Consider the following 19,937-nt stretch of genomic DNA (forward strand, 5'->3'; position numbering starts at 1 on the left):
TCATGAGCCGAGCACTGTCCGCACGCAGGAATGACTCCATCGCCGCGCCGCACAGCGCGGCCTGGCCGACCCCGGCACAGCTGGCCACGCTCGGCACCGTGCTGTGCCTGTACCACGCCGACGGCAACGAGTTGGGCGGCTGGCGCCAGGCCGTACGCGTGCATGCCTGCCAGGGCGTGGACAGCGAAGGCCTGCGCGAAAGCCTGTGCTTCCTCGATGGCCGCGGCCGCTGCGTGTGGCGCCTGTACCTGCTGCCGGACAGCGACTTCCTGGCCTGGGACCGGCTGGTGGCTGCGCTGCCGCCGGGGCCCGAGCACGACAGCGACGGCAGTGTCGGCGAACGCCTGTGGCGGCGCCTGGCCGGTCATCTGGGTGGCCAGCGCTGGCGCCTGTGCGCGCTGCGCCTGCATGCCGCCGACGATGGCCGCACGCTGGCCGCCAGTCTGTCGACCCTGTCCTCGCTGGGCGCAGCCACCGCGCGCCGCATTGCACGGCTGGAAGGTGCCGAAGGCGAGCTGGCAATCGACGATTGCTGCTGTGCCGATGCCGCGCGGCGTCCGGCGCCGCGGATTCCCGGCGACCTGCCGCTGATCCGCCTGTGACCCACTCCTGATGGAACGCCTGTCGGCCACGGACGGCCTCTCAACGCATCTGCAACCCCGAAGGAAGACCCCGATGAAGCTCCAGACAGCCAGCGCCCTGCTTGTGCTCGCCGCCAGCGGCGTGGCCAGCGCGCAGCCCTCCGATATCGCCCGTGACCACGACAGCATCCTTGCCATGCAGGGTGAGTACACCGTGGACTTCGCCTTCGATGAGACCGTGCTGCTGAAGCCGGGTTACGAGCGCGCACCGGCGATGCGCAGCGGCGGCAGCGAAGTGGTCATCGTGGTCGAGGACACGCCGAAGCGCATCGTGCTGCAGCACCTGCTGCTGGACGAGAAGAGCGGCCACATCACCAAGCACTGGCGTCAGGACTGGGTGTACGAAGCACCGAACCGTTTCGAGTTCAGTGCCGACCAGACCTGGAAGGTGCGCAGCATTCCGGCGGCGGTGAACCAGGGCGCCTGGACCCAGTGCGTATACGAAGTGAGCGACGCACCGCGCTATTGCGGCACCGGCACGTGGACCTACACCAACAACGTGCCGAGCTGGACCAGCGACCTGAGCTGGCGTCCGCTGCCGCGCCGTGAGTACACCAAGCGCAGTGACTACAACGCGCTGGCCGTGATCAACCGCCACACGCTGACCCCGAACGGCTGGACCCACGAGCAGTTCAACACCAAGGTGCAGCGCAACGCCGATGGCAGCCAGGTGGAGATCGCCCGCGAGTTCGGCTTCAACGACTACGTGAAGACCACCGAGGTCGACTTCACCCCGGCGCGAAACTACTGGAAGGCCACTGCCGGTTACTGGGCCAAGGTGCGCCAGCGCTGGGACGGCTTCCTCGGCCAGGCGCCGGGCGTGCACCTGAAGACCAAGATCGACGGCATGGCGATGATCATCCCGATGTTCACCCAGGCCGAAGAGATCCAGGCCGGCAAGAAGGTGAAGGACAAGCAGATCGACGACGTGTTCGCCAAGTACGTGGAAAAGGCCCAGTAAGTCGAGCCCTGCTCGACTCCACGGCCGCATCCACGCATGGCGTGGATCTACCAACCTCTGCTTCCGGTAGGTGCCGAGCTTGCTCGGCACGCTCTCCATCGGTGATCGCACGCTGCATCCACGCGTGATGTGGATGTGCCGTGCCGGATATCCGCTCCTGGTAGGTGCCGAGCTTGCTCGGCACGCTCTTCGTCGGTGATCGCACACCGCATCCACGCATGGCGTGGATCTACCGTGCCGCATATCCGCTCCTGGTAGGTGCCGAGCTTGCTCGGCACGCTCTTCGCCGGTGATCACAGACCGCATCCACGCGTGATGTGGATGTGCCGTGCCGGATATCTGCTCCTGGTAGGTGCCGAGCTTGCTCGGCACGCTCTTCGTCGGTGATCGCACACCGCATCCACGCATGGCGTGGATCTACCGTGCCGCATATCCGCTTCTGGTAGGTGCCGAGCTTGCTCGGCACGCTTTCCATTGGTGATCGCACGCTGCATCCACGCCATGCGTGGATGCGATGCACTCAGGACGCCGGCCCACTCAAGGTGGTCAGGTCCAGCCCGGCGTCCTGGAAGGCACGCAGGGTAGCCTGCAGGCTGGCCTCGTCATCGCGGGTGCGGACGCCCATGACAGCTTGGTGGCAACGCACTCGATCCGTGCTGCAGGCGATACGGTCCGGCAGCAGCAGCGCGGTCTGTGCGACGAGGATCGCCATGTGCGCCACTTCCTTTCTCGGCTTCGGTTGGCCCCGGTAGAACCGGTCGAACTCAGCACGCAGGTCGGCCACCACGCCGGCATCGCTGCGCGTGCGTGACACGCTGGCCGGAACCAGATAGGTCGGGTGGCCCTCGAGGAAGGCTTGCGCTTCATCGGCCAGCACCGTTTCCAGCACGAAGGCCTGCACCGTGTCAGGAACATAGCCCTCCGCCGCGCGGGCGCCTGCGGGTAGCACCGCGGTGAGCAGCGGGGAACTGGCCAGAAGGATGCGCAGACAGAGGCTGTATTTCATCTTCATTCCTTGAACATCGTGAGCGCGGGAGCAACGTTCCGCGCTTCCGGACGATCTGATCGGGTGGGGCGCGCAGCATAGCGCCCCACCCGAGCGTGTCACGATCGCGTCAGGCTTCGCGCAGGGCCAGTGCCGGTGGCGTATGCAGGATCGCCCGCGTACCCCACCAGCCTGCCAGCAGGCTCAAGCCGATGCCGACCACGCCGCCGATCAGCAGGCCCGGCCACGGCGGCAGCAACGGCAGCTCGAACACCTTCTGCGAAACCACCACGCCGATCGCAGCGGCCGCGCCCACCGCCAGCAACGCCGCCAGCGTGCCCAGCGCACCGAATTCCACCAGTACCGCGCCACGCAGCTGGCGCCGGGTCGCGCCCAGCGTGCGCAGCACCGCGCTGTCGTAGCGGCGTTCACCGGCCGTGGCCTGCAGCGCGGCCAGCAGCACCAGCACGCCGGCCAGCAGACTGAACACCATCACCAGCTGCACCGCCTGTGCCACCCGTTCCATCACATCGCGCACCTGCGAGATCACCGCGTCCACGTCCAGCAGCGACAGGTTCGGCTGCGCGCGTACCAGCTCGCCCAGTCCGGCGGCCTTGCCGGCCGGTAGATGGAATGCCGACAGCAGGTTGTGTGGCGTATCGCCCACCGCATTCGGGTTCAGCAGCACGAAGAAGTTCGGACGGAAAGTGTTCCAGTCGGCCTTGCGCACGCTGGTGACAGTGAACTCGCGTTCCTGCTCGCCCACCGCAATGGTGATGCGGTCGCCGGGATGCACGCCGTAGCGCTTGGCCCAGCCGATTTCCACCGAGGCTTCGGCGGCGGTGCTGTCTGCCTTCCAGAAGGTGCCGTTGACCAGTGTGTTGGCCGGCGGGAAGCTGCTGCGCCAGCTGAAGTTCAACGGCCGGTTCTCGTCGTCGTCATCGCGCTGGCCTTCGCCCTGTGCCGGCTGCCCGTTCTGCTCCGGCGAGCGGTCCACGCGCAGCGGCGGCTTGCCGTTGATCGCGATCAGGCGGCCAGTGGCCATCGGTTCGATGCTGGCGTCGTTGGCGCCGAGTCCACGCAGTGCGGCCAGCACGCTGTCGCGCTGTTCGGGCTGGATGTTGATCAGGAAGTAGTTCGGCGTATCCGCGGGCAGTCGCTCGCGCCACTGCTGCAGCAGGCCGGGGCCGGTCACCGCCAGCAGCAACAGCGCGCACAGCGACAGCGACAGCCCCACCAGCTGCATCACCGCCAGCATCCGGCGCCGGGTCAGCGCGGCCAGACCCAGCCGCCAGTGGCCATGCAGGCGGTGCTGCAGGCCGCGCAGCAGCTGCAGCAGCACGAAGCCGACCACGCCGGCCGCCACCGCCAGCGCGGCCAACCCGCCCAGCACCCACAGCGCCAGCTTGAGATCACCGGTGACCTGCACCGCCAGCAGCAGGCTGGCCGCCAGGGCAGCCACGTAGGCCAGCAGCGAAGCCGGCGGCAGGGCGGCGAAGGAACGGTTGAGCACCCGCATCGGCGGCACCCCGCGCAGGCGCAGCAGCGGGGGCAGGCCGAAGCCGAACAGCAGCAACAGCCCGATGCCGGCACCGGTCAGCGCAGGCATTGCCTCGGGCAGCGGCAGGCGCTGCGGCACCAGGCTGCCCAGCACCTGCACCAGGCCTTCCTGCGCCGCCATGCCCAGGCCGATGCCGAGTGCGCAGGCCGGCACCGCCAGCATCAGCAGCTGCAGTGCCAGACCGGACAGGATGTCGCGCTGGCGCGCGCCCAGGCAGCGCAGGATCGCCACCTGGTCGATGCGGCGCAGGGCGAAGCGGTTCGCCGCCAGCGCCGTGGCAACACCGGCCAGCAATACCGCCAGCAGCGCGCTGAGGCCGAGGAAGCGCCCGGCCAGGTCGAACGCCTGGCGCACGCCACGCTGGGTGTCGTCCACACTCAGCAAGCGCAGGCCCTTCACCTGCGGCAGCAGCCATTGCCGAAGTGCCGCGATCGGCTCTGCTGCTCCGGCGAACATCAGCCGGTAGTTGATGCGGCTGCCCGGACCGAGCAGGCCGGTGCCTTCCACATCGGCGCGGTTGACCAGCAGGGTGGGGGAAAGCGTAAGCAGATCGCCGCCGGTATCCGGCTCGGCCTCGATGATGCCGGCGATGCGCAGCGTGCCAGCGCCGAATTCAAGGTCGTCACCGGCCTTCAGTCCCAGCCCCTGGAGAAGGCGTGGGTCGGCATAGGCCTGGCCCTTGGCCGGCATGCCGGCCTTGTCGATCAGGGCGCCCCCGGGCGTGGCCCGCACCCGCAGCGTGCCACGCAGCGGATAGCCCGCCTGCACCGCCTTGATGCTGGCCATCTGGCTGGCATCGGCGTTGAACAGCACGCTGCCGAAGCTGGCGATACGGGTGTAGGAAAGTCCGCGCCGCTGCGCCTCGTCGGCGAACGCCTGCGGCGGGTCATCGCGCCCGGCGATGCCGAGGTCGCCGCCAAGCATTTCCGCTGCGCTGCCGGTCAGTGCCAGGTTGACCCGGTTCACCAGCGTGCCGACCGCGGTCATCACCGCCACGCCCAGCACCAGCGCGGCGAACACGGTCAGCAGGTCGCCGGCCAGCGCCTCGCGGCGCAGCGCGCGCCACGCGTGCCGCAGCAGGTTCATGCCTGCGCCCCACGCTCGACCGGCAGCAGGCGGCCGTCGTCGATGCGGTGGATGTACTGGCAACGCTGGGCCAGGCGCAGGTCGTGAGTGACCAGCACCAGGGTGGTGCCGCTGCCGGCGTTGAGTTCGAACAGCAGGTCGCTGATGTGCTGGCCGGTGGCGTGGTCCAGCGAGCCGGTCGGTTCGTCGGCGAACAGAATGCGCGGGCGGGTGACGAAGGCACGTGCCAGTGCCACGCGCTGCTGCTCGCCGCCCGACAACTGGCGTGGATAGTGGCGGGCGCGATGGGCCAAGCCGACCTGGGCCAACACTTCATCGACCCGCGCCCGGTCTTCGCGCCCGGCCAGTTCCAGCGGCAGCGCGACATTCTCGGCGGCGGTCAGTGCCGGCAGCAGATGGAAGCTCTGGAACACGAAGCCGACCTCACGCGCGCGCAGCTGGGCGCGGGCCTCCTCGTCCAGCGCCGCCAGGTCCTGGCCGGCCAGCGCAATGCGGCCGCGGCTGGGCAGGTCCAGCCCGGCCAGCAGGCCGAGCAGGGTGGTCTTGCCGGAACCGGAGGCACCGACGATGGCCGCGCTGGTCCCTTCATGGACGGTCAGGGTGATGTTGTCCAGTATGTGGACTTCACCCTCCGGGCCCTGCACGGATTTGCCGACCTGGTCGACGGCGATGGCAACGGACGCGCTGCGGGGGGACAGGCTGTCGATGAGGAGACTCCAATGCGCAAGACGGGATGGAGCCGGCGAGCCGGCGTGATGATGGTGCTGCTGCTAGGGTTCCTGCTGCTGCCTGGGCTGGCGTGTGCCAAAGGTCCGGCTGGCACCGTGCTGGTGCTCGGCGACAGCCTCAGTGCTGCCCACAATATCCCTGCCGACGCCGGGTGGGTGAGCCTGCTGCAGCAGCGGGTCAGGCAGCAGTCGAAAACACCGGCGCGCATCGTCAACGCCAGCATGAGCGGGGAGACCACCGCCGGCGCACTGACCCGCCTGCCGGGCCTGCTGGCGAAGGAAAAGCCGACCGTGGTGGTGATTGCCCTCGGCGGCAATGACGCACTGCGCGGGCTGACCCCGGCGCAGGTGCAGGGCAACCTGGAAAAGATGGTGCAGGCCAGCCAGAAGGCCGGTGCCAAGGTGCTGCTGCTGGGCATCGACGTGCCGCCCAATTACGGGCCAGCCTATCGCCAGCGCCTGGCGGCGGCCTACAAAGCGCTGGCCACGCAGTACAAGGTGCCGCTGCTGCCCTTCCTGCTGGAGGGCGTGGCCCTGCAGCCGGGCATGATGCAGGCCGACGGGCTGCACCCGACCGCACAGGCGCAGCCGAAGGTGCTGGACAACGTCTGGCCGCTGCTCAGACCGCTGCTCTGAACCGTTTGTTTACCTCTTGACGGAACTTCACATCGCGTCCACCGTCGATCCGGCATGTTTCACAAAGCTGAAGTTAGAGGGAATCACATGCGTCAGACGAAGGAGACCTCCGGCTTGGTGCTGGTGGTCGAAGACAACCGCAACATCTCCGAGATGATCGGGGAATACCTGGAAGGTCGCGGCTTCGAAGTCGACTATGCACAGGACGGCCTGGATGGCTACCGCCTTGCGGCGGAGAACAGCTATGACGTCGTGGTGCTCGACTTGATGTTGCCGCGCCTGGATGGCATCGAAGTGTGCCGTCGCCTGCGCAACGATGCGCGCAAGTCCACCCCGGTGCTGATGCTCACGGCACGCGACACGCTGGACGACAAGCTCACCGGCCTCGGTTTCGGCGCCGATGACTACCTGACCAAGCCGTTCGCGATCCAGGAGCTGGAAGCCCGCCTGCGCGCGCTGATCCGCCGCGAGCGTCGCCAGGTGGGTTCGGAAGTGCTGAAGGTCGCCGACCTGGTGCTCGATCCGGTCAGCATGCGTGCCACCCGTGCCGGTACCGAGCTGCAGCTGTCGCCGATCGGCCTGCGCCTGCTGACCATCCTGATGCGCGAATCGCCGCGCGTGGTCACCCGCCAGGAGATCGAACGCGAGATCTGGGGCAACGGCCTGCCGGATTCGGACACCCTGCGCAGCCACCTGTACAACCTGCGCAAGATCATCGACAAGCCGTTCGACCGTCCGCTGCTGCATACCGTGCAGAGTGCCGGCTACCGCATTGCCGACATCGCCCAGCCGATGGCCTGAGCAGGCCCGCGCCGGTGCAGCCGCAGGCCGGGCCGGGCTGCGGCCAGGCACAAGGGCAGGGGATGACCGTCCGGCAGTGCCGCCGGTCATCGCCCGTGCATCCCAACGGCGCGGTGCGCTGCCTATAATCGCAGCGCTCTGACCGGGACCCCGCAATGCCGCACGGCCTGCCGCGCAAGATCCGTATCGCTTTCATCCTGCAGGCAGTGCTGGCCAGCCTGGGCATCCTGCTCGGTGCGTGGCTGGTTTCGCTGGTGATCAAGCACAGCCTGGTCGGCGCCGCCCTGCGCGAGGAGGCGGCGTACTTCTGGACGCTGCACGAGGCCTCGCCGGTGCAGCCGCCACCCAACACCCAGAACATCCGTGGCTACCTGCTGGAAAGCGGGCAGTCGGCCCTGTCGTTGCCGGCCAATCTGCGCAACCTGGAGCCCGGCTTCCACGAACTGCCCAAGGACGACCAGCTGGTGCTGGTCGATGTGCGCCCGGCCGGCCGCCTCTACCTGGTATTCCTGCGTTCGCGTGCGGAGATGCTGGCGTTCTGGTTCGGCATCGTGCCGGTGCTGCTGACCCTGCTGGCGGTGTATGGCGCCAGTTGGGTCACCTATCGTGCTTCCAAGCGCCTGGTATCGCCGGTGAACTGGCTGGCGCGACGCGTCTCGCGCTGGGACCCGGGCCACCCGGAGGCGGCCGACCTGGAGCCGAACAAGCTGCCGGCGGACATGCAGGGCGAAACCCGCCAGCTGGCGGCCGCACTGCATTCGCTGGCCAACCGGGTCAGCGCGCACGTGGCGCGCGAGCGCAATTTCACCCGCGATGCCAGCCATGAACTGCGCACACCGCTGACCGTCATCCGCGTGGCCAGCGACATGGCGCTGGGCGATGACAGCCTGGAGCCGCGCCTGCGCCGCAGCCTGCAGCGCATCCAGCGTGCCGGCCGTGACATGGAGGCGGTGATCGATGCCTTCCTGATCCTGGCCCGCGAGGCCGACGTCGAGCCCCAGGTCGAGCTGTTCGACGTCAACGACATCGTCCGCTACGAAGTGGACAACGCCAACGAACTGCTGGGTACGCGCCCGGTGTCGGTGCACCTGCACAGCGATGGCCCGGTGCAGCTGCATGCGCCGCCGCGGGTGCTGCAGGTGGTGGTCAGCAATCTGGTGCGCAACGCGTGCAGTTACACCGATGAGGGGCGCATCGACGTGCATGTGCACAACGATCGGGTGGTGGTGCGCGATACTGGTATCGGCATGTCGGCCGACGCACTGTCGCGGGCCTTCGAGCCGTTCTACCGCGCCGAGCCGAGCCGCCCGCAGGGCACCGGCCTGGGCCTGTCGATCGTGCGCCGGCTGTGCGACCGCTTCGGCTGGAAGGTCAGCCTGGCCAGCGAGCCGGGTCAGGGCACCGAGGCCACGGTGGTGTTCCGCTGACGCGGCACCTGCTGCCTCGGTAGATGCCGACCTTGGTCGGCGCTTTCAACAGGATTCACGCCGGTGCCCCATGCCAACCAAGGTTGGCATCTACCGGAGCGAGGCCGCAGCCTTCTTCAATCGCACTTCACCTTCGGCGCCAGCGCCTTGGTCCAGATCGCATAGCCGGCCGGGGTCATGTGCAGCATGTCCTCGCGGAACAGCGACGCATCCGGCTGGCCGTCGGTGCCGAGCATCGGCGTGTAGACGTCGGTGAAACCGGTGTTGGGCAGCTTGGCCAGGGCTGCCTTGATCAGCGTGTTGGCCTCGTTGATCGCCGGCAGCAGGTGTGCGCGCGACGGGCTTGGCTTGATCGACAGGTACTCCACCTTCGTCTTCGGCAGGTCGCGATGCACGCGCTGCACGAAGGCAACCACATCGTCGCGCACCTGCACGGCGCTGCGGCCGCTGTTGAGGTCGTTGTCACCGGCGTAGAAGAATACCTTGCACGGTGCATACGGCACCACGATGCGGTCGGCATACCAGGTGCTGTCGCGCACTTCCGAACCGCCGAAACCACGGTTGAACACCGGCTCGCCGGGGAAGTCGGTGGCCAGGCTCTCCCAGAAGCGGATCGAGGAGCTGCCGATGAACTCGATGCCGCCCCGTGGCGGCGGGCTGGCCTGGTCGGCGCTGGCAAAGTGGGCCATGTCGCCGGCCCAGGCCACGTTGGAGACCTGCTCGGGCACGCGCGGCGGCTTGGCCGGGCTCAGCGCCTGGGCCAGGGGGGCGGCGGTCAGCAGGCCCAGCATCAGCAGGCAGGTACGGCGACGGGACATCAGGCGCTCCAGCAGGGAAGGGGAAAGCCATCATAGAAGCTGGGGCGGGCCGGGGCTTGCCCCTGGCAGTCCATTCACCGGGCCGGTGCCGGGATGCGGCTGGCGGCCTTGTGGCAAAATGGCGGCCATCTGCCTATCCCTGTGCACCCATGATTCCCTGCCGTGCGTCTGAGCGGTCGCTGCGCCGCGCCCCTGTTGCTGGATGTTCCACCCGTGGCTGATCAGTTCGGCCATCTGCCCCGCGGCCCGCGCCGCATCTTCCAGGCCGCCCGCTGGTCCTGGCAGGGCCTGCGCGCCGCCTGGCTGCATGAGTCCTCGTTCCGGCTGGAGGTCTACCTGCTGATCCTGCTGACCCCGGTTGCGGTCTGGCTGGGCCAGACCCCGGTCGAGCGCGCGCTGCTGATCGGCTCGATGCTGCTGGTGCTGGCGATGGAACTGGCCAACTCGGCCATCGAGGCGGTGATCGAACGTTACGGCAGCGAGATCCACGAGCTGGCCGGCCGCGCCAAGGACATGGGTTCGGCGGCGGTCTTCGTGCTGATGATGAACGTGCTTCTGTGCTGGGCGCTGGTTGTGGTCCCGCATGCAATGGCCGGCAATTACGGCTGATCCCCATTCCCCCACTGCCCTGAAGAGTTTCCATGTCCTTTGAGTTCCTCGCCGACCCCAATGCCTGGGTGACCCTGTTCACCCTGAGCGCACTGGAAATCGTGCTCGGCATCGACAACCTGGTGTTCATTTCCATCGCGGTCAGCAAGTTGCCGGAAGAGCGTCGCCCGTTCGCGCGCAAGCTCGGCATCGCCGTGGCCTGCATCACCCGCATCGCCCTGCTGGTGTCGCTGGCCTATCTGGCGCACATGTCCGCCAACCTGTTCACCGTGGCTGGTATGGGCATCTCCATCCGCGACCTGGTGCTGATCGTCGGTGGCCTGTTCCTGATCATCAAGGGCTACATGGAGATCAAGGAACTGATCACCGGTGGCGAAGACGAGAACCCGGCCACCAGCAAGGCCTCGGGTGTATTCGGCATGGTCATCCTGCAGATCGCCATCATCGACATCGTGTTCTCGCTGGACTCGGTGATCACCGCCGTCGGCATCGCCGATCACATCCCGGTGATGGTCGCCGCCATCCTGCTGTCGGTGCTGGTGATGCTGCTGGCCGCCAACCCGCTGGGCCGCTTCATCGACGCAAACCCGACCGTGAAGATGCTGGCACTGGCCTTCATCCTGCTGATCGGTGCGGTGCTGATCCTGGATGGCCTGGACGTGCACGTGCCCAAGCCCTACATCTATGCCGCCATGGGCTTCTCGGTGCTGGTGGAATGGCTGAACCTGCTGATGCGCCGCCGCGCACGCGATCACCACGTGCCGGGTGCTGGCGACTGGTAAGCAGATCACAGGCAAATGTGTCTCCCAGAACCCCCGGCCAGCGCCGGGGGTTCTGCGTTATGGGACCCATTGGGCTCGCCGGGCCATGCCCGACGGGGAGGTTCCCGCCAGCTGTGAATTGAGGTCAACAGTGTTTTCCCGGGGCGAGGCTTAATCCGCGGCAGCAAAGCGCGCAGGCTACGCGCTCTTTTCCAGGACCTGCCCCACGCAGGATGACCCCATGAACTCCAGAGCCGCCTTGTTGGCCCTTGCCGTCGGCGCCTTCGCCATCGGCACCACTGAATTCGCGCCGATGGGCCTGCTGCCCGTCATTGCCGACGGCGTCGGCGTGAACATTCCCACCGCCGGCATGCTGATCACCGCCTATGCCGTGGGCGTGATGCTGGGCGCGCCGGTGATGACCCTGCTGATGGGACGGTTTGGCAAGCGCACCGCGCTGATGCTGCTGATGTCGATCTTCGTGGTCGGCAACCTGCTCTCGGCACTGGCCCCGAACTACGGCCTGCTGTTGCTGTCGCGTCTGGTCACCAGCCTCAATCACGGTGCCTTCTTCGGCATCGGTGCGGTGGTTGCCGCCAGCCTGGTGCCGAAGGACAAGCAGGCTGCCGCCGTGGCCACCATGTTCATGGGCCTGACCATCGCCAACATCGGCGGTGTGCCGCTGGCCACCTGGGTGGGCCAGCAGCTGGGCTGGCGTCTGTCCTTCGCCGGTACTGCGGTGCTGGGCCTGGTCGCGATCACCGCGCTCGGCCTCGCGCTGCCGGCATCCGCTCCGGGGCCGCGCCCGGACGTGCGCCGCGAACTGAGAGCGATCCTGCAGCCGCAGGTGCTGCTGGCGATGGCTACCACCGTGCTTGGCGCCGGCGCGATGTTCACCCTCTATACCTACGTGGCACCGGTGCTGACCGAACTGACCGGTGCCTCCAACGCCTTCATCGCGATGTCGCTGGCGCTGATCGGTATCGGCTTCACCTTCGGCAACGGCATCGGTGGGCGCATGGCCGACTGGTCGCTGGATGGTGCCACCCGCATCCTGCTGGCGGTCCTGGCCGTGTTGATGTTCGTGCTGCCGCTGGCCTTCATGAATCACGCCACGGCGGCGCTGGGCGTGCTGCTGTTCGGTGCGGCGACTTTCGCCATCGTGCCGCCGTTGCAGATCCGGGTGATGCAGGCGGCCAGCGAGGCGCCGGGACTGGCGTCGTCGATCAACGTCGGTGCGTTCAACCTGGGCAATGCCGTGGGTGCGGCGCTGGGCGGTGCGGTGATCAGTTCGGGCCTGGGCTACGCCGCGATTCCGGTGGCCGGTGGCCTGCTGGCGGCCTCGGGGTTGCTGCTGGCGTGGCTGGGGCGTCCGCGCACTGCGGTGGCCGAGGCTTGCTGAGTGATGTGGGGTTCCGGCAGGGCTGCGCCCTGCACCCGCCGAAGCAACAGCAACAGCAAAAGCCTGCATTCCGTGGGTTGGCGGGGTGGGTCCGGTTGCGGGGGACGCCGTGAATCCGTCCATGGAGGCTTGGCCGCGGCATCCATGCCGCGGACACCCCCGCAATCGGACCCACCCCGCCTTCGACAGTTTTCCGCGGTCTGTCGGAACGTCGTTCTGCTTTGGTAGGTGTCGACCTTGGTCGACACGAATGCCTGAAGAACCGGCTTTTGCTTTTGTTTTTTTCTTTGTGATCTTCCCGCGGTGCGCAGGAAATTGTCCGTGGCCGGGGGGGGGGGGGGGGGGGGGGGGGGGCGGGGGGCGCCCCGGGGGGGGGGGGGGCGGGGCCCCGCCCCCCCCCCCCCCCCCCCCCCCCCCCCCCCCCCCCCCCCCCCCCGGCCACCCCCAGAGAACCAGCAAACAACCACCGCGGAGGGGGCGGCGCCCGATGGCCGGTCTTTCACCCGAACCATGGCATGCTCGGCGCCAAGCCCACCCGGAACCTCCGCCATGCGCCTGTTCACCCGTGTCCTGCCCCTGATGCTGTTGGCCTCCCTGCTCTCCGGCTGCGGCTACAACGCCATCCAGCAGAAGGATGAAGCGGTCAAGGCCAGCTGGTCGGAGGTCATCAACCAGTACAAGCGCCGCGCCGACCTGGTGCCCAACCTGGTGCAGACCGTGAAGGGCTTCGCCAGCCAGGAAGAGCGCGTGCTGACTGAAGTGACCAACGCCCGTTCGCGTGTCGGCCAGATCAACGTCAATGCCGACGACGAAGCCTCGCTCAAGCAGTTCCAGCAGGCCCAGGGCGAACTTGGCAGCGCGCTGTCGCGGCTGCTGGTGGTCACCGAGAACTACCCGGAGCTGAAGTCGAACCAGAACTTCCGCGACCTGCAGGCGCAGCTGGAAGGTACCGAGAACCGGGTCACCGTCGCCCGCGGCCGTTACATCCAGCAGGTGCAGGACTACAACACCTACATCCGCTCGTTCCCGCAGGTGATCACCGCCAAGATCTTCGGCTACAAGACCAAGCCGAACTTCACCGTGGACAACGAAGCGCAGATCTCCAACGCGCCGGCGGTCGATTTCGGCAACGCGCCGCAGCAGCAGCCGGCACCGCAGCCGGGGACCTGATCGATGCGCCTGGCCTCTGCGCTGCTGGCCCTGCTGCTGTGGCTGCCGCTGGCCTCGCATGCGCAGCAGCTGGCGCCGGTTCCTGCGCTGGATTCGCCGGTGGTCGATACCACCGGCACGCTGGACGCCACGCAGAAGCAGGCGCTGGTGCAGCAGGCGATCGAACTGCAGCAGCGCAAGGGCAGCCAGCTGCAGGTGCTGGTGGTGCCGACCACCCAGCCGGAGGACATCGCGCAGTACACCACGCGGGTCTTCGACCAGTGGCAGATCGGCCGCAAGGGCGTGGATGACGGGGTGCTGCTGGTGGTGGCCAAGGACGACCGGCGCGTGCGCATCGAGCCGGGCTACGGTCTGGAAGGCGCCATTCCCGATGCCATCGCCAACCGGGTCATCCAGGAATACCTGGTGCCGCGCTTCCGCAGCGGCGACTACGCCGGTGGTATCACCGACGCCACGGCGGTGCTGGTCAAGCTGATCGACGGCGAAACGCTGCCTGCACCGGTCAGTGGCCATCGCGGGCGGGAGCCTGGCGGTGGCGGCGATACCTGGTTGCTGGCGTTGTTCATCGGTGTGTTCGCCGGCAGCATCCTGCGCGGCGTGTTCTCGCGCGTGCCGCGCCCGCTGCGCGGCCTGCTCGGCGGTGCCGGTGCGGCGCTGGCGGCGTTCCTGTTCACGTCCACGCTGCTGGCCAGTGGCCTGGCAGGCGTCGTAGGGCTGATCGTGGCCATGCTCTCCGGTCATCCGGGCCGCTTTGCCGGTGGCGGCGGCTGGGGCGGTGGCAGCTGGGGCGGCGGAGGCGGCTTCGGTGGGGGCGGTGGATTTGGTGGTGGTGGCGGCTGGGGTGGCGGTGGTGGCCGCTCCGGTGGTGGCGGTGCTTCGGGGGGCTGGTGATGATCCAACGTCTATGTCGGCACGTGTTTTCGCCGTCGGTACGGCGCGCATTCCCGCCCGCCACATTGCAGGCGATCACCGAGGCCATCGCGGCCGGTGAGCAGCGCCACGGTGGGCAGGTGATGTTCGCGGTGGAAGCGGACCTGCCGCTGGGGGCGCTGTGGCACAGGGTGACCCCGCGCCAGGCCGCCGAGCATGCCTTTGCCCGCCTGCGCACCTGGGATACCACCCACAACAACGGTGTACTGATCTACCTGCTGCTGGCCGATCACGCGATCGAGATCGTTGCCGACCGGGGCCTGCACGGCCGGGTCAGCCCGGCACAGTGGCAGCGGGTCTGCACCCACCTGCGCGAGGGCCTGCGTGGTTCCCATCCGGTGGAAGCGCTGCAGGATGCCATCGACGAGGTCTCCAGCCTGATCGAAGGGCACTTTCCGGCCTCGACGCGGTCGAACGATGACGCGTTGCCGAACTCGCCCCAGCTCCTTGGTTGAGCCGGGGCGGCACTGGCCCGAGAATAGGCGTTCAACCGTAAGGCACCTTCCATGATCTATTTCCACGACATCGACCCCATCGCCCTCTCGCTGGGGCCGATCAAGGTGCACTGGTACGGCATCATGTACCTGCTCGGCTTCACTGCGGCCTGGCTGCTGGGCCGCAAGCGCATCGCTGACGGGCGCCTGCCGGGTGTCGATGCCAACGGCTTCTCCGACCTGCTGTTCTACGCCATGCTCGGCGTGGTGCTGGGCGGGCGCATCGGCTACATGCTGTTCTACGCGCTGGGCGATTTCCTGCACAACCCGCTGCTGCTGTTCAAGGTGTGGGATGGCGGCATGAGTTTCCACGGCGGCCTGCTGGGCGTGATTGCCGCCTGCTGGTGGTGGTCGCGCAAGCACAAGCTGCATTTCTTCGACACCATGGACTTCATGGCGCCGCTGGTGCCGCTGGGCCTGGGCTTCGGCCGTATTGGCAATTTCATCGGTGCCGAGCTGTGGGGCAAGTACACCGACGGTAGCTGGGGCGTGGTGTTCCCGTCCGGCCTGCCGGCCCCGCTGAACCAGCTGGACCATGCGACGCTGCAGGCGCAGTTCGCCACCGGCGCGCTGAATCAGTTCGCCCGCCATCCCTCCCAGCTGTATGAAGCGTTCCTGGAAGGGCTGGTGATGTTCGTGGTGCTGTGGACGGTGTCGGCCAAGCCGCGTCATCGCTACCTGGTCGGTGGCCTGTTCGCGCTGATGTACGGCCTGTTCCGCTTCGCGGTGGAGTTTGTGCGCATGCCCGACAACGGCGTCTACGTGGCCTTCGATTGGCTGACCCGTGGCCAGATCCTCAGCCTGCCGCTGATCGCCTTCGGCCTGGTGCTGCTGGTGATGTCGCGCCGCGCGCCGGTACTGCAGCCGCAGCCGCCGGTAGCTGCCGAGGGCAAGGCATGAAGGCTTACCTGGACCTGCTCTCGCACGTGCTGGAACACGGCGCCGAGAAGAGCGATCGCACCGGCACCGGCACCCGCAGCGTGTTTGGCTGGCAGATGCGCTTCGACCTCAACGAAGGCTTCCCGCTGGTCACCACCAAGAAACTGCACCTGCGCTCGATCATCCACGAGCTGCTGTGGTTCCTGAAGGGCGACACCAACATCGGCTACCTGAAGGACAACCAGGTGCGGATCTGGGACGAGTGGGCCGACGAGAACGGCGACCTCGGCCCGGTCTACGGCAAGCAGTGGCGTAGCTGGGCTACCGCCGATGGCGGCGAGATCGACCAGATGCAATGGCTGGTGGACGAGATCAAGCGCAACCCCGACTCGCGCCGGCTGGTGGTCAGCGCCTGGAACGTGGGCGAGCTCTCGCAGATGGCGCTGATGCCGTGCCACAATCTGTTCCAGTTCTACGTGGTGGATGGCAAGCTCAGCTGCCAGCTCTACCAGCGCAGCGGCGACATCTTCCTCGGCGTGCCGTTCAACATTGCCAGCTACGCGCTGCTGACTCACATGGTGGCGCAGGCCACCGGCCTGGGCGTGGGTGACTTCGTGCACACGCTGGGCGATGCGCACCTGTATTCGAACCACTTCGAGCAAGCGCGCGAGCAGCTGTCGCGTGAACCGCGCGCGCTGCCGACGCTGTGGTTGAACCCGGAGGTGACCGACCTGTTCGGCTTCCAGTTCGACGACATCCGCATCGACGGCTACGATCCGCATCCGGCCATCAAGGCGCCGGTGGCGGTATGAGTACCCGCCTGATTTCCAGGGGCCTGCTGGCGCTGTGCGGCCTGCTGCCGCTGGCCATGGTGCAGGCCGGACCGGCCGATGCGCTGTCGTTGGCCAGGCAGGTCAATGAGCAGATCGTGCACAAGCACATGCGCGAGGAAGTGCAGGCGTTCGCCGGAGCATTCAACGGCAGCACGATGCTGCCCCAGGATGTTCCGGAAGGCTGCCGGGCGCAGATGCGTGAGGCGGTAACCGGCATGTACACGGCGATGACCGAGCACCTGAAGGCGGGCGTCGAGAACCCGGCGTATCAGCGTGAGCTTGAACAGGGTCTGGCCACCGTCTATTCCAACGACCAGCTGAAAGCGTTCCTGGCGCGCGGGGCCAGCGACGATATCGCTGCGCTGTCGGCAGAGATCCTGTCGGGACCGGGCCTGAAGGAGATCGAAGAGGCGCAGAAGCAGAAGATCCTCGCTGGCCTGGATGAGCAGACCACGTCCAGCCCTGCGCTGGCTGCGGCGTTGCAGGCCGCCAGTGCCGCAAACGCTGCCTGCGAACGCCTGCAGATCGACGCCAGCTGAGGAGGTGGTAGCAATGAAGCTGTCGATGATCGTGGCGCTGGACCGCAACCGTGGCATCGGCCAGGGCAATGCCATGCCCTGGCACCTGCCGGATGATTTCAAGCATTTCAAGGCGCTCACCCTGGGCAAGCCGATCCTGATGGGGCGCAAGACCGCCGAGTCGATCGGCCGCGTGCTGCCGGGGCGGACCAACCTGGTGCTGACCCGCAGCGGCCAGGTGCCATTCGAGGGCATGCGTGCGGTGGCGTCGCTGGACGAAGCGAAGTTGATTGCCGAAGGCGAGGGCGCCAGCGAGCTGTGCATCATCGGCGGCGGCGAGATCTTCCACCAGCTGCTGGAGCAGGCCAGTGACCTGTACCTGACCTGGGTGGATGCCGAAGTCCCCGCCGATACCCATTTCCCCGAAGTGGACGTGCAGGACTGGCGGGAAGTGAGCAGCGAGCCGCACCCGGCCGACGAACGTCACGCGTACGCGTTCCGCTTCGTGCACTACGTGCGCCGCTGATCGCTGCGCATCTGTAGAGCCGAGCCATGCTCGGCTGCTGTTGCCGGACACATCCCGTAGCCGAGCATGGCTCGGCTCTACAGGATTGCCTACGGCATTCGGTAATGCCCGATGATCGTGTGCTGGAACAACAGGTTCTCTTCCCGCGTGCCGCGCGCGATGTTGTGCAGCACCAGCGGCGTGCCATCGGCCAGCTGCCGGTCGGAGACGATGCCCACATGCAGCAGGCCGTTGCCGTTGAGCTTCCAGGCAACGATGTCACCGGCCGCATAGTCGGTGGCGAGGGCGGTGATCGGTTGCTGCCAGCCCTGCCGTTCGAACCAGCGCATCAGGTTCGGTACACGACGATGATCGATGTTGCGGTCCGGCCGTGACAGGCCCCAGATCGCCGGATAGGCACTGAAGTTGCCGCGCATGTCTTCATGCACGCGTGCCTGCAGGTCCATGCCCTGGCTGCGCAGGGCGCGCACCACCACATCGGTGCACACGCCGCGATCCAGTGGCACGTCTCCGCCGGGATAGGCCAGCACTTGATAGGCAGGGTCGTAGCGGGTGGTGACGCCGATCTGCGCGCGCGCCGCAGCCACCAGTGGCGGCGAAGGCGCCTGTGGTGGCGTCGGTGTGCGTTCAGCGCTGTCCGCAGCCGTTGGAGCAGTCGGCGAGCCGGGCTGGCAGCCGCTGGCCAGGGCCAGCGTCAGCAGCAGCACCGTCCATGGTGCCCAGCCGTGCCGCGTCATGCCTGCGGCGGGGTGCTGTTGTTGTTGGGACCGCCGGAGCCACCACCACCAGCGCCACCACGGCGACGACGACGGCGCGGGCCGCGGTTGCCCGGGTTGGTGGCCGGAGCATTGCCGCCGCCCTGTTCCTTGCCCTGCGCCGGTGCAGCCGGGCGCTCGTGCGCCGGGCGCGCTGGCGGGCGGGCGTTGGGCACGGGTGCCGGTACATCGCGGCCTGGCACCTGCACCACGCGCAGTTCATCGGTATCGAGCTGGATCGCGGTCAGCTTGCCGCCCCAGACCGCGCCGGTGTCGATGGCGTGCACGCCCTGGGTGATGGTCAGGCCCAGCGCCGACCAGTGGCCGCAGACGACCTTGAGGTCACGCTCGACCCGGCCCGGCACTTCGAACCAGGGATACAGCCCCTGTTCCTGGGTGCCCGGCGTGCCCTTGTCCTCGATGCCGATACGCCCGCGCGGGGTGCAGTAGCGCATGCGGGTGAGCACGTTGATGATCGCGCGCGAGCGGTCGTAGCCGGACAGGTTCGGTGCCCAGCTCGGCTTGTCGCCGTACATGTTGCGGAACAGCTTGCGGTAGCCGGCGCCGTGCAGCTGTACCTCGACTTCGGCTGCATGCTTCTCGGCCATCTGCGTGGTCCACTTCGGCGCCAGGCCGGCGTGCACCATCATCCAGCCCAGCTCGCGGTCCACGTGCACCAGCTTCTGCAGGCGCAGCCAATCCAGCAGTTCGTCGCGGTCCTCGGCCTGCACGATGCGCAGCAGGTCCGGGTTGACCTTGCGCTGTTCCTCTTCGGTGCGCGCACCGACGGCCAGCAGCGAAAGGTCATGGTTGCCCAGCACCACCACGCTGTGCTCGCGCAGCGAATGCACCAGCCGCAGCGTTTCCAGTGACTGGCCACCGCGGTTGACCAGGTCGCCGCAGAACCACAGGGTGTCCTGCGCCGGGTCGAAACGGATCTTCTCCAGCAGTCGCTGGGTGACGTCATAGCAGCCCTGCAGGTCGCCGATCGCCCACACACTCATCGTTCGGCCTCCGTGTCAGTGCAGGGTACGCGGGATGGCCAGCACGAAAGGTGCGACCGGCGCGGCAAATTCGGTGCCGTCGTCGGCGACCATGTCGTAGTGGCCCTGCATGGTCCCGTGATCGGTCCCCAGCATGACACCGGACGTGTAATGGAAGTCTTCACCGGGACGCAGGCGCGGCTGCTCGCCGATCACCCCGTCACCATCGACGTGCTCGACGCGGCCGTTGGCATCGGTGATGCGCCAGTGGCGTGCGACCAGGCGCGCGGCAACACGCCCCTGGTTGTGGATGCGGATCGTGTAGGCGAACGCATAGCGCCCGTCTTCCGGCGCGGATTGATCGTCGAGGAAGCGCGGTGCGACTTCGACGGAGATGGCATAAACGTCAGCGTCTTCCATACCGGCAGTGTAA

At 67.6% G+C, this 19,937-nt stretch carries 22 protein-coding genes; 15 read left to right on the plus strand and 7 right to left on the minus strand.

All coding sequences use genetic code 11. From position 1 onward, the window contains the following. Positions 1-2: 2 nt before the first annotated feature. Complete coding sequence (locus tag V3B48_RS16440) at positions 3-602, plus strand: hypothetical protein (RefSeq protein ID WP_032129934.1); 600 nt, start codon at positions 3-5, stop codon at positions 600-602. A gap of 73 nt (positions 603-675) precedes the next feature. Beyond that, positions 676-1,602 (plus strand): DUF6607 family protein, encoded by a 927-nt coding sequence (locus V3B48_RS16445; RefSeq protein ID WP_032129933.1) that lies wholly within the window; start codon positions 676-678, stop codon positions 1,600-1,602. A 520-nt stretch (positions 1,603-2,122) separates the two neighbouring features. Here the strand turns inward: V3B48_RS16445 and V3B48_RS16450 are convergent. The 3 genes from V3B48_RS16450 to V3B48_RS16460 form a co-directional block, all read right to left on the minus strand. Then, the gene (locus V3B48_RS16450; RefSeq protein WP_329894084.1) at positions 2,123-2,608 is read right to left on the minus strand and encodes a hypothetical protein; all 486 of its coding nucleotides are present in this window, start codon (positions 2,606-2,608) and stop codon (positions 2,123-2,125) included. 109 nt (positions 2,609-2,717) lie between these two features. Then, entirely contained in the window at positions 2,718-5,234 is a 2,517-nt protein-coding gene (locus tag V3B48_RS16455) for an FtsX-like permease family protein (RefSeq protein WP_329894085.1), read from the minus strand. Next, positions 5,231-5,878, minus strand: coding sequence for an ATP-binding cassette domain-containing protein (locus tag V3B48_RS16460; protein WP_154262358.1), 648 nt, complete (start codon positions 5,876-5,878; stop codon positions 5,231-5,233). Before V3B48_RS16460 ends, V3B48_RS16455 begins: the two co-directional genes overlap by 4 nt. A gap of 75 nt (positions 5,879-5,953) precedes the next feature. Here V3B48_RS16460 and V3B48_RS16465 point away from each other — a divergent pair, with 75 nt between their 5' ends. From V3B48_RS16465 to V3B48_RS16475, 3 genes are all read left to right on the plus strand, one after another. Next, on the plus strand, positions 5,954-6,598 hold the full coding sequence (locus V3B48_RS16465; protein WP_049422849.1) for an arylesterase: 645 nt from the start codon (positions 5,954-5,956) through the stop codon (positions 6,596-6,598). A gap of 87 nt (positions 6,599-6,685) precedes the next feature. Continuing rightward, positions 6,686-7,399, plus strand: coding sequence for a response regulator transcription factor (locus tag V3B48_RS16470; protein ID WP_002811889.1), 714 nt, complete (start codon positions 6,686-6,688; stop codon positions 7,397-7,399). Positions 7,400-7,554: 155 nt separating this feature from the next. Then, positions 7,555-8,826: a HAMP domain-containing sensor histidine kinase gene (locus V3B48_RS16475; protein ID WP_049399778.1), complete on the plus strand. Its 1,272-nt coding sequence runs from the start codon at positions 7,555-7,557 to the stop codon at positions 8,824-8,826. 116 nt (positions 8,827-8,942) lie between these two features. On the opposite strand, the gene V3B48_RS16480 is transcribed toward V3B48_RS16475, so the two are convergent. Next, on the minus strand, positions 8,943-9,644 hold the full coding sequence (locus tag V3B48_RS16480) for an SGNH/GDSL hydrolase family protein (RefSeq protein WP_329894086.1): 702 nt from the start codon (positions 9,642-9,644) through the stop codon (positions 8,943-8,945). Positions 9,645-9,857: 213 nt separating this feature from the next. On the opposite strand from V3B48_RS16480, the gene V3B48_RS16485 reads away from it, so the two are divergent. The 10 genes from V3B48_RS16485 (at position 9,858) to V3B48_RS16530 (ending at position 17,766) form a co-directional block, all read left to right on the plus strand. Next, complete coding sequence (locus V3B48_RS16485; RefSeq protein WP_032129924.1) at positions 9,858-10,253, plus strand: diacylglycerol kinase; 396 nt, start codon at positions 9,858-9,860, stop codon at positions 10,251-10,253. Between the two features lie 32 nt (positions 10,254-10,285). Then, positions 10,286-11,035 carry a TerC family protein gene (locus tag V3B48_RS16490; protein WP_004144462.1) on the plus strand — a complete coding sequence of 250 codons (750 nt, stop codon included), beginning with the start codon at positions 10,286-10,288 and terminating at the stop codon, positions 11,033-11,035. Between the two features lie 220 nt (positions 11,036-11,255). Then, positions 11,256-12,416, plus strand: a complete 1,161-nt coding sequence (locus tag V3B48_RS16495; RefSeq protein ID WP_032129923.1) for an MFS transporter — start codon at positions 11,256-11,258, stop codon at positions 12,414-12,416. Between the two features lie 549 nt (positions 12,417-12,965). Then, positions 12,966-13,586, plus strand: coding sequence for a LemA family protein (locus V3B48_RS16500; protein WP_032130538.1), 621 nt, complete (start codon positions 12,966-12,968; stop codon positions 13,584-13,586). A gap of 3 nt (positions 13,587-13,589) precedes the next feature. After that, a complete protein-coding gene (locus tag V3B48_RS16505) occupies positions 13,590-14,477 on the plus strand; it encodes a TPM domain-containing protein (protein ID WP_329894087.1) in 888 nt (295 codons plus the stop codon). Then, on the plus strand, positions 14,477-14,971 hold the full coding sequence (locus tag V3B48_RS16510; RefSeq protein ID WP_149908807.1) for a TPM domain-containing protein: 495 nt from the start codon (positions 14,477-14,479) through the stop codon (positions 14,969-14,971). The genes V3B48_RS16505 and V3B48_RS16510 overlap by 1 nt, the downstream gene beginning before the upstream one ends. Before the next feature lie 51 nt (positions 14,972-15,022). Then, positions 15,023-15,910: a prolipoprotein diacylglyceryl transferase gene (gene lgt, locus V3B48_RS16515; RefSeq protein ID WP_285303308.1), complete on the plus strand. Its 888-nt coding sequence runs from the start codon at positions 15,023-15,025 to the stop codon at positions 15,908-15,910. Next, positions 15,907-16,701, plus strand: coding sequence for a thymidylate synthase (locus V3B48_RS16520; protein ID WP_182267288.1), 795 nt, complete (start codon positions 15,907-15,909; stop codon positions 16,699-16,701). Before lgt ends, V3B48_RS16520 begins: the two co-directional genes overlap by 4 nt. Beyond that, complete coding sequence (locus V3B48_RS16525; RefSeq protein WP_329894088.1) at positions 16,698-17,261, plus strand: hypothetical protein; 564 nt, start codon at positions 16,698-16,700, stop codon at positions 17,259-17,261. The genes V3B48_RS16520 and V3B48_RS16525 overlap by 4 nt, the downstream gene beginning before the upstream one ends. A gap of 13 nt (positions 17,262-17,274) precedes the next feature. Then, positions 17,275-17,766 (plus strand): dihydrofolate reductase, encoded by a 492-nt coding sequence (locus tag V3B48_RS16530; RefSeq protein WP_285303309.1) that lies wholly within the window; start codon positions 17,275-17,277, stop codon positions 17,764-17,766. 89 nt (positions 17,767-17,855) lie between these two features. On the opposite strand, the gene V3B48_RS16535 is transcribed toward V3B48_RS16530, so the two are convergent. From V3B48_RS16535 to apaG, 3 genes are read right to left on the minus strand one after another with little or no spacing between them, the layout of a single operon-like run. Then, a complete protein-coding gene (locus V3B48_RS16535) occupies positions 17,856-18,503 on the minus strand; it encodes a DUF1287 domain-containing protein (protein WP_197617136.1) in 648 nt (215 codons plus the stop codon). Then, positions 18,500-19,525, minus strand: coding sequence for a symmetrical bis(5'-nucleosyl)-tetraphosphatase (locus tag V3B48_RS16540; RefSeq protein ID WP_182267290.1), 1,026 nt, complete (start codon positions 19,523-19,525; stop codon positions 18,500-18,502). Before V3B48_RS16540 ends, V3B48_RS16535 begins: the two co-directional genes overlap by 4 nt. 15 nt (positions 19,526-19,540) lie before the next feature. Continuing rightward, the gene (apaG, locus tag V3B48_RS16545) at positions 19,541-19,924 is read right to left on the minus strand and encodes a Co2+/Mg2+ efflux protein ApaG (RefSeq protein WP_005412297.1); all 384 of its coding nucleotides are present in this window, start codon (positions 19,922-19,924) and stop codon (positions 19,541-19,543) included. Positions 19,925-19,937 lie beyond the last annotated feature (13 nt).

Source organism: Stenotrophomonas sp. SMYL20, from assembly GCF_036320045.1.
In the GTDB taxonomy this organism is placed as follows: Bacteria; Pseudomonadota; Gammaproteobacteria; order Xanthomonadales; family Xanthomonadaceae; genus Stenotrophomonas; species Stenotrophomonas maltophilia_A.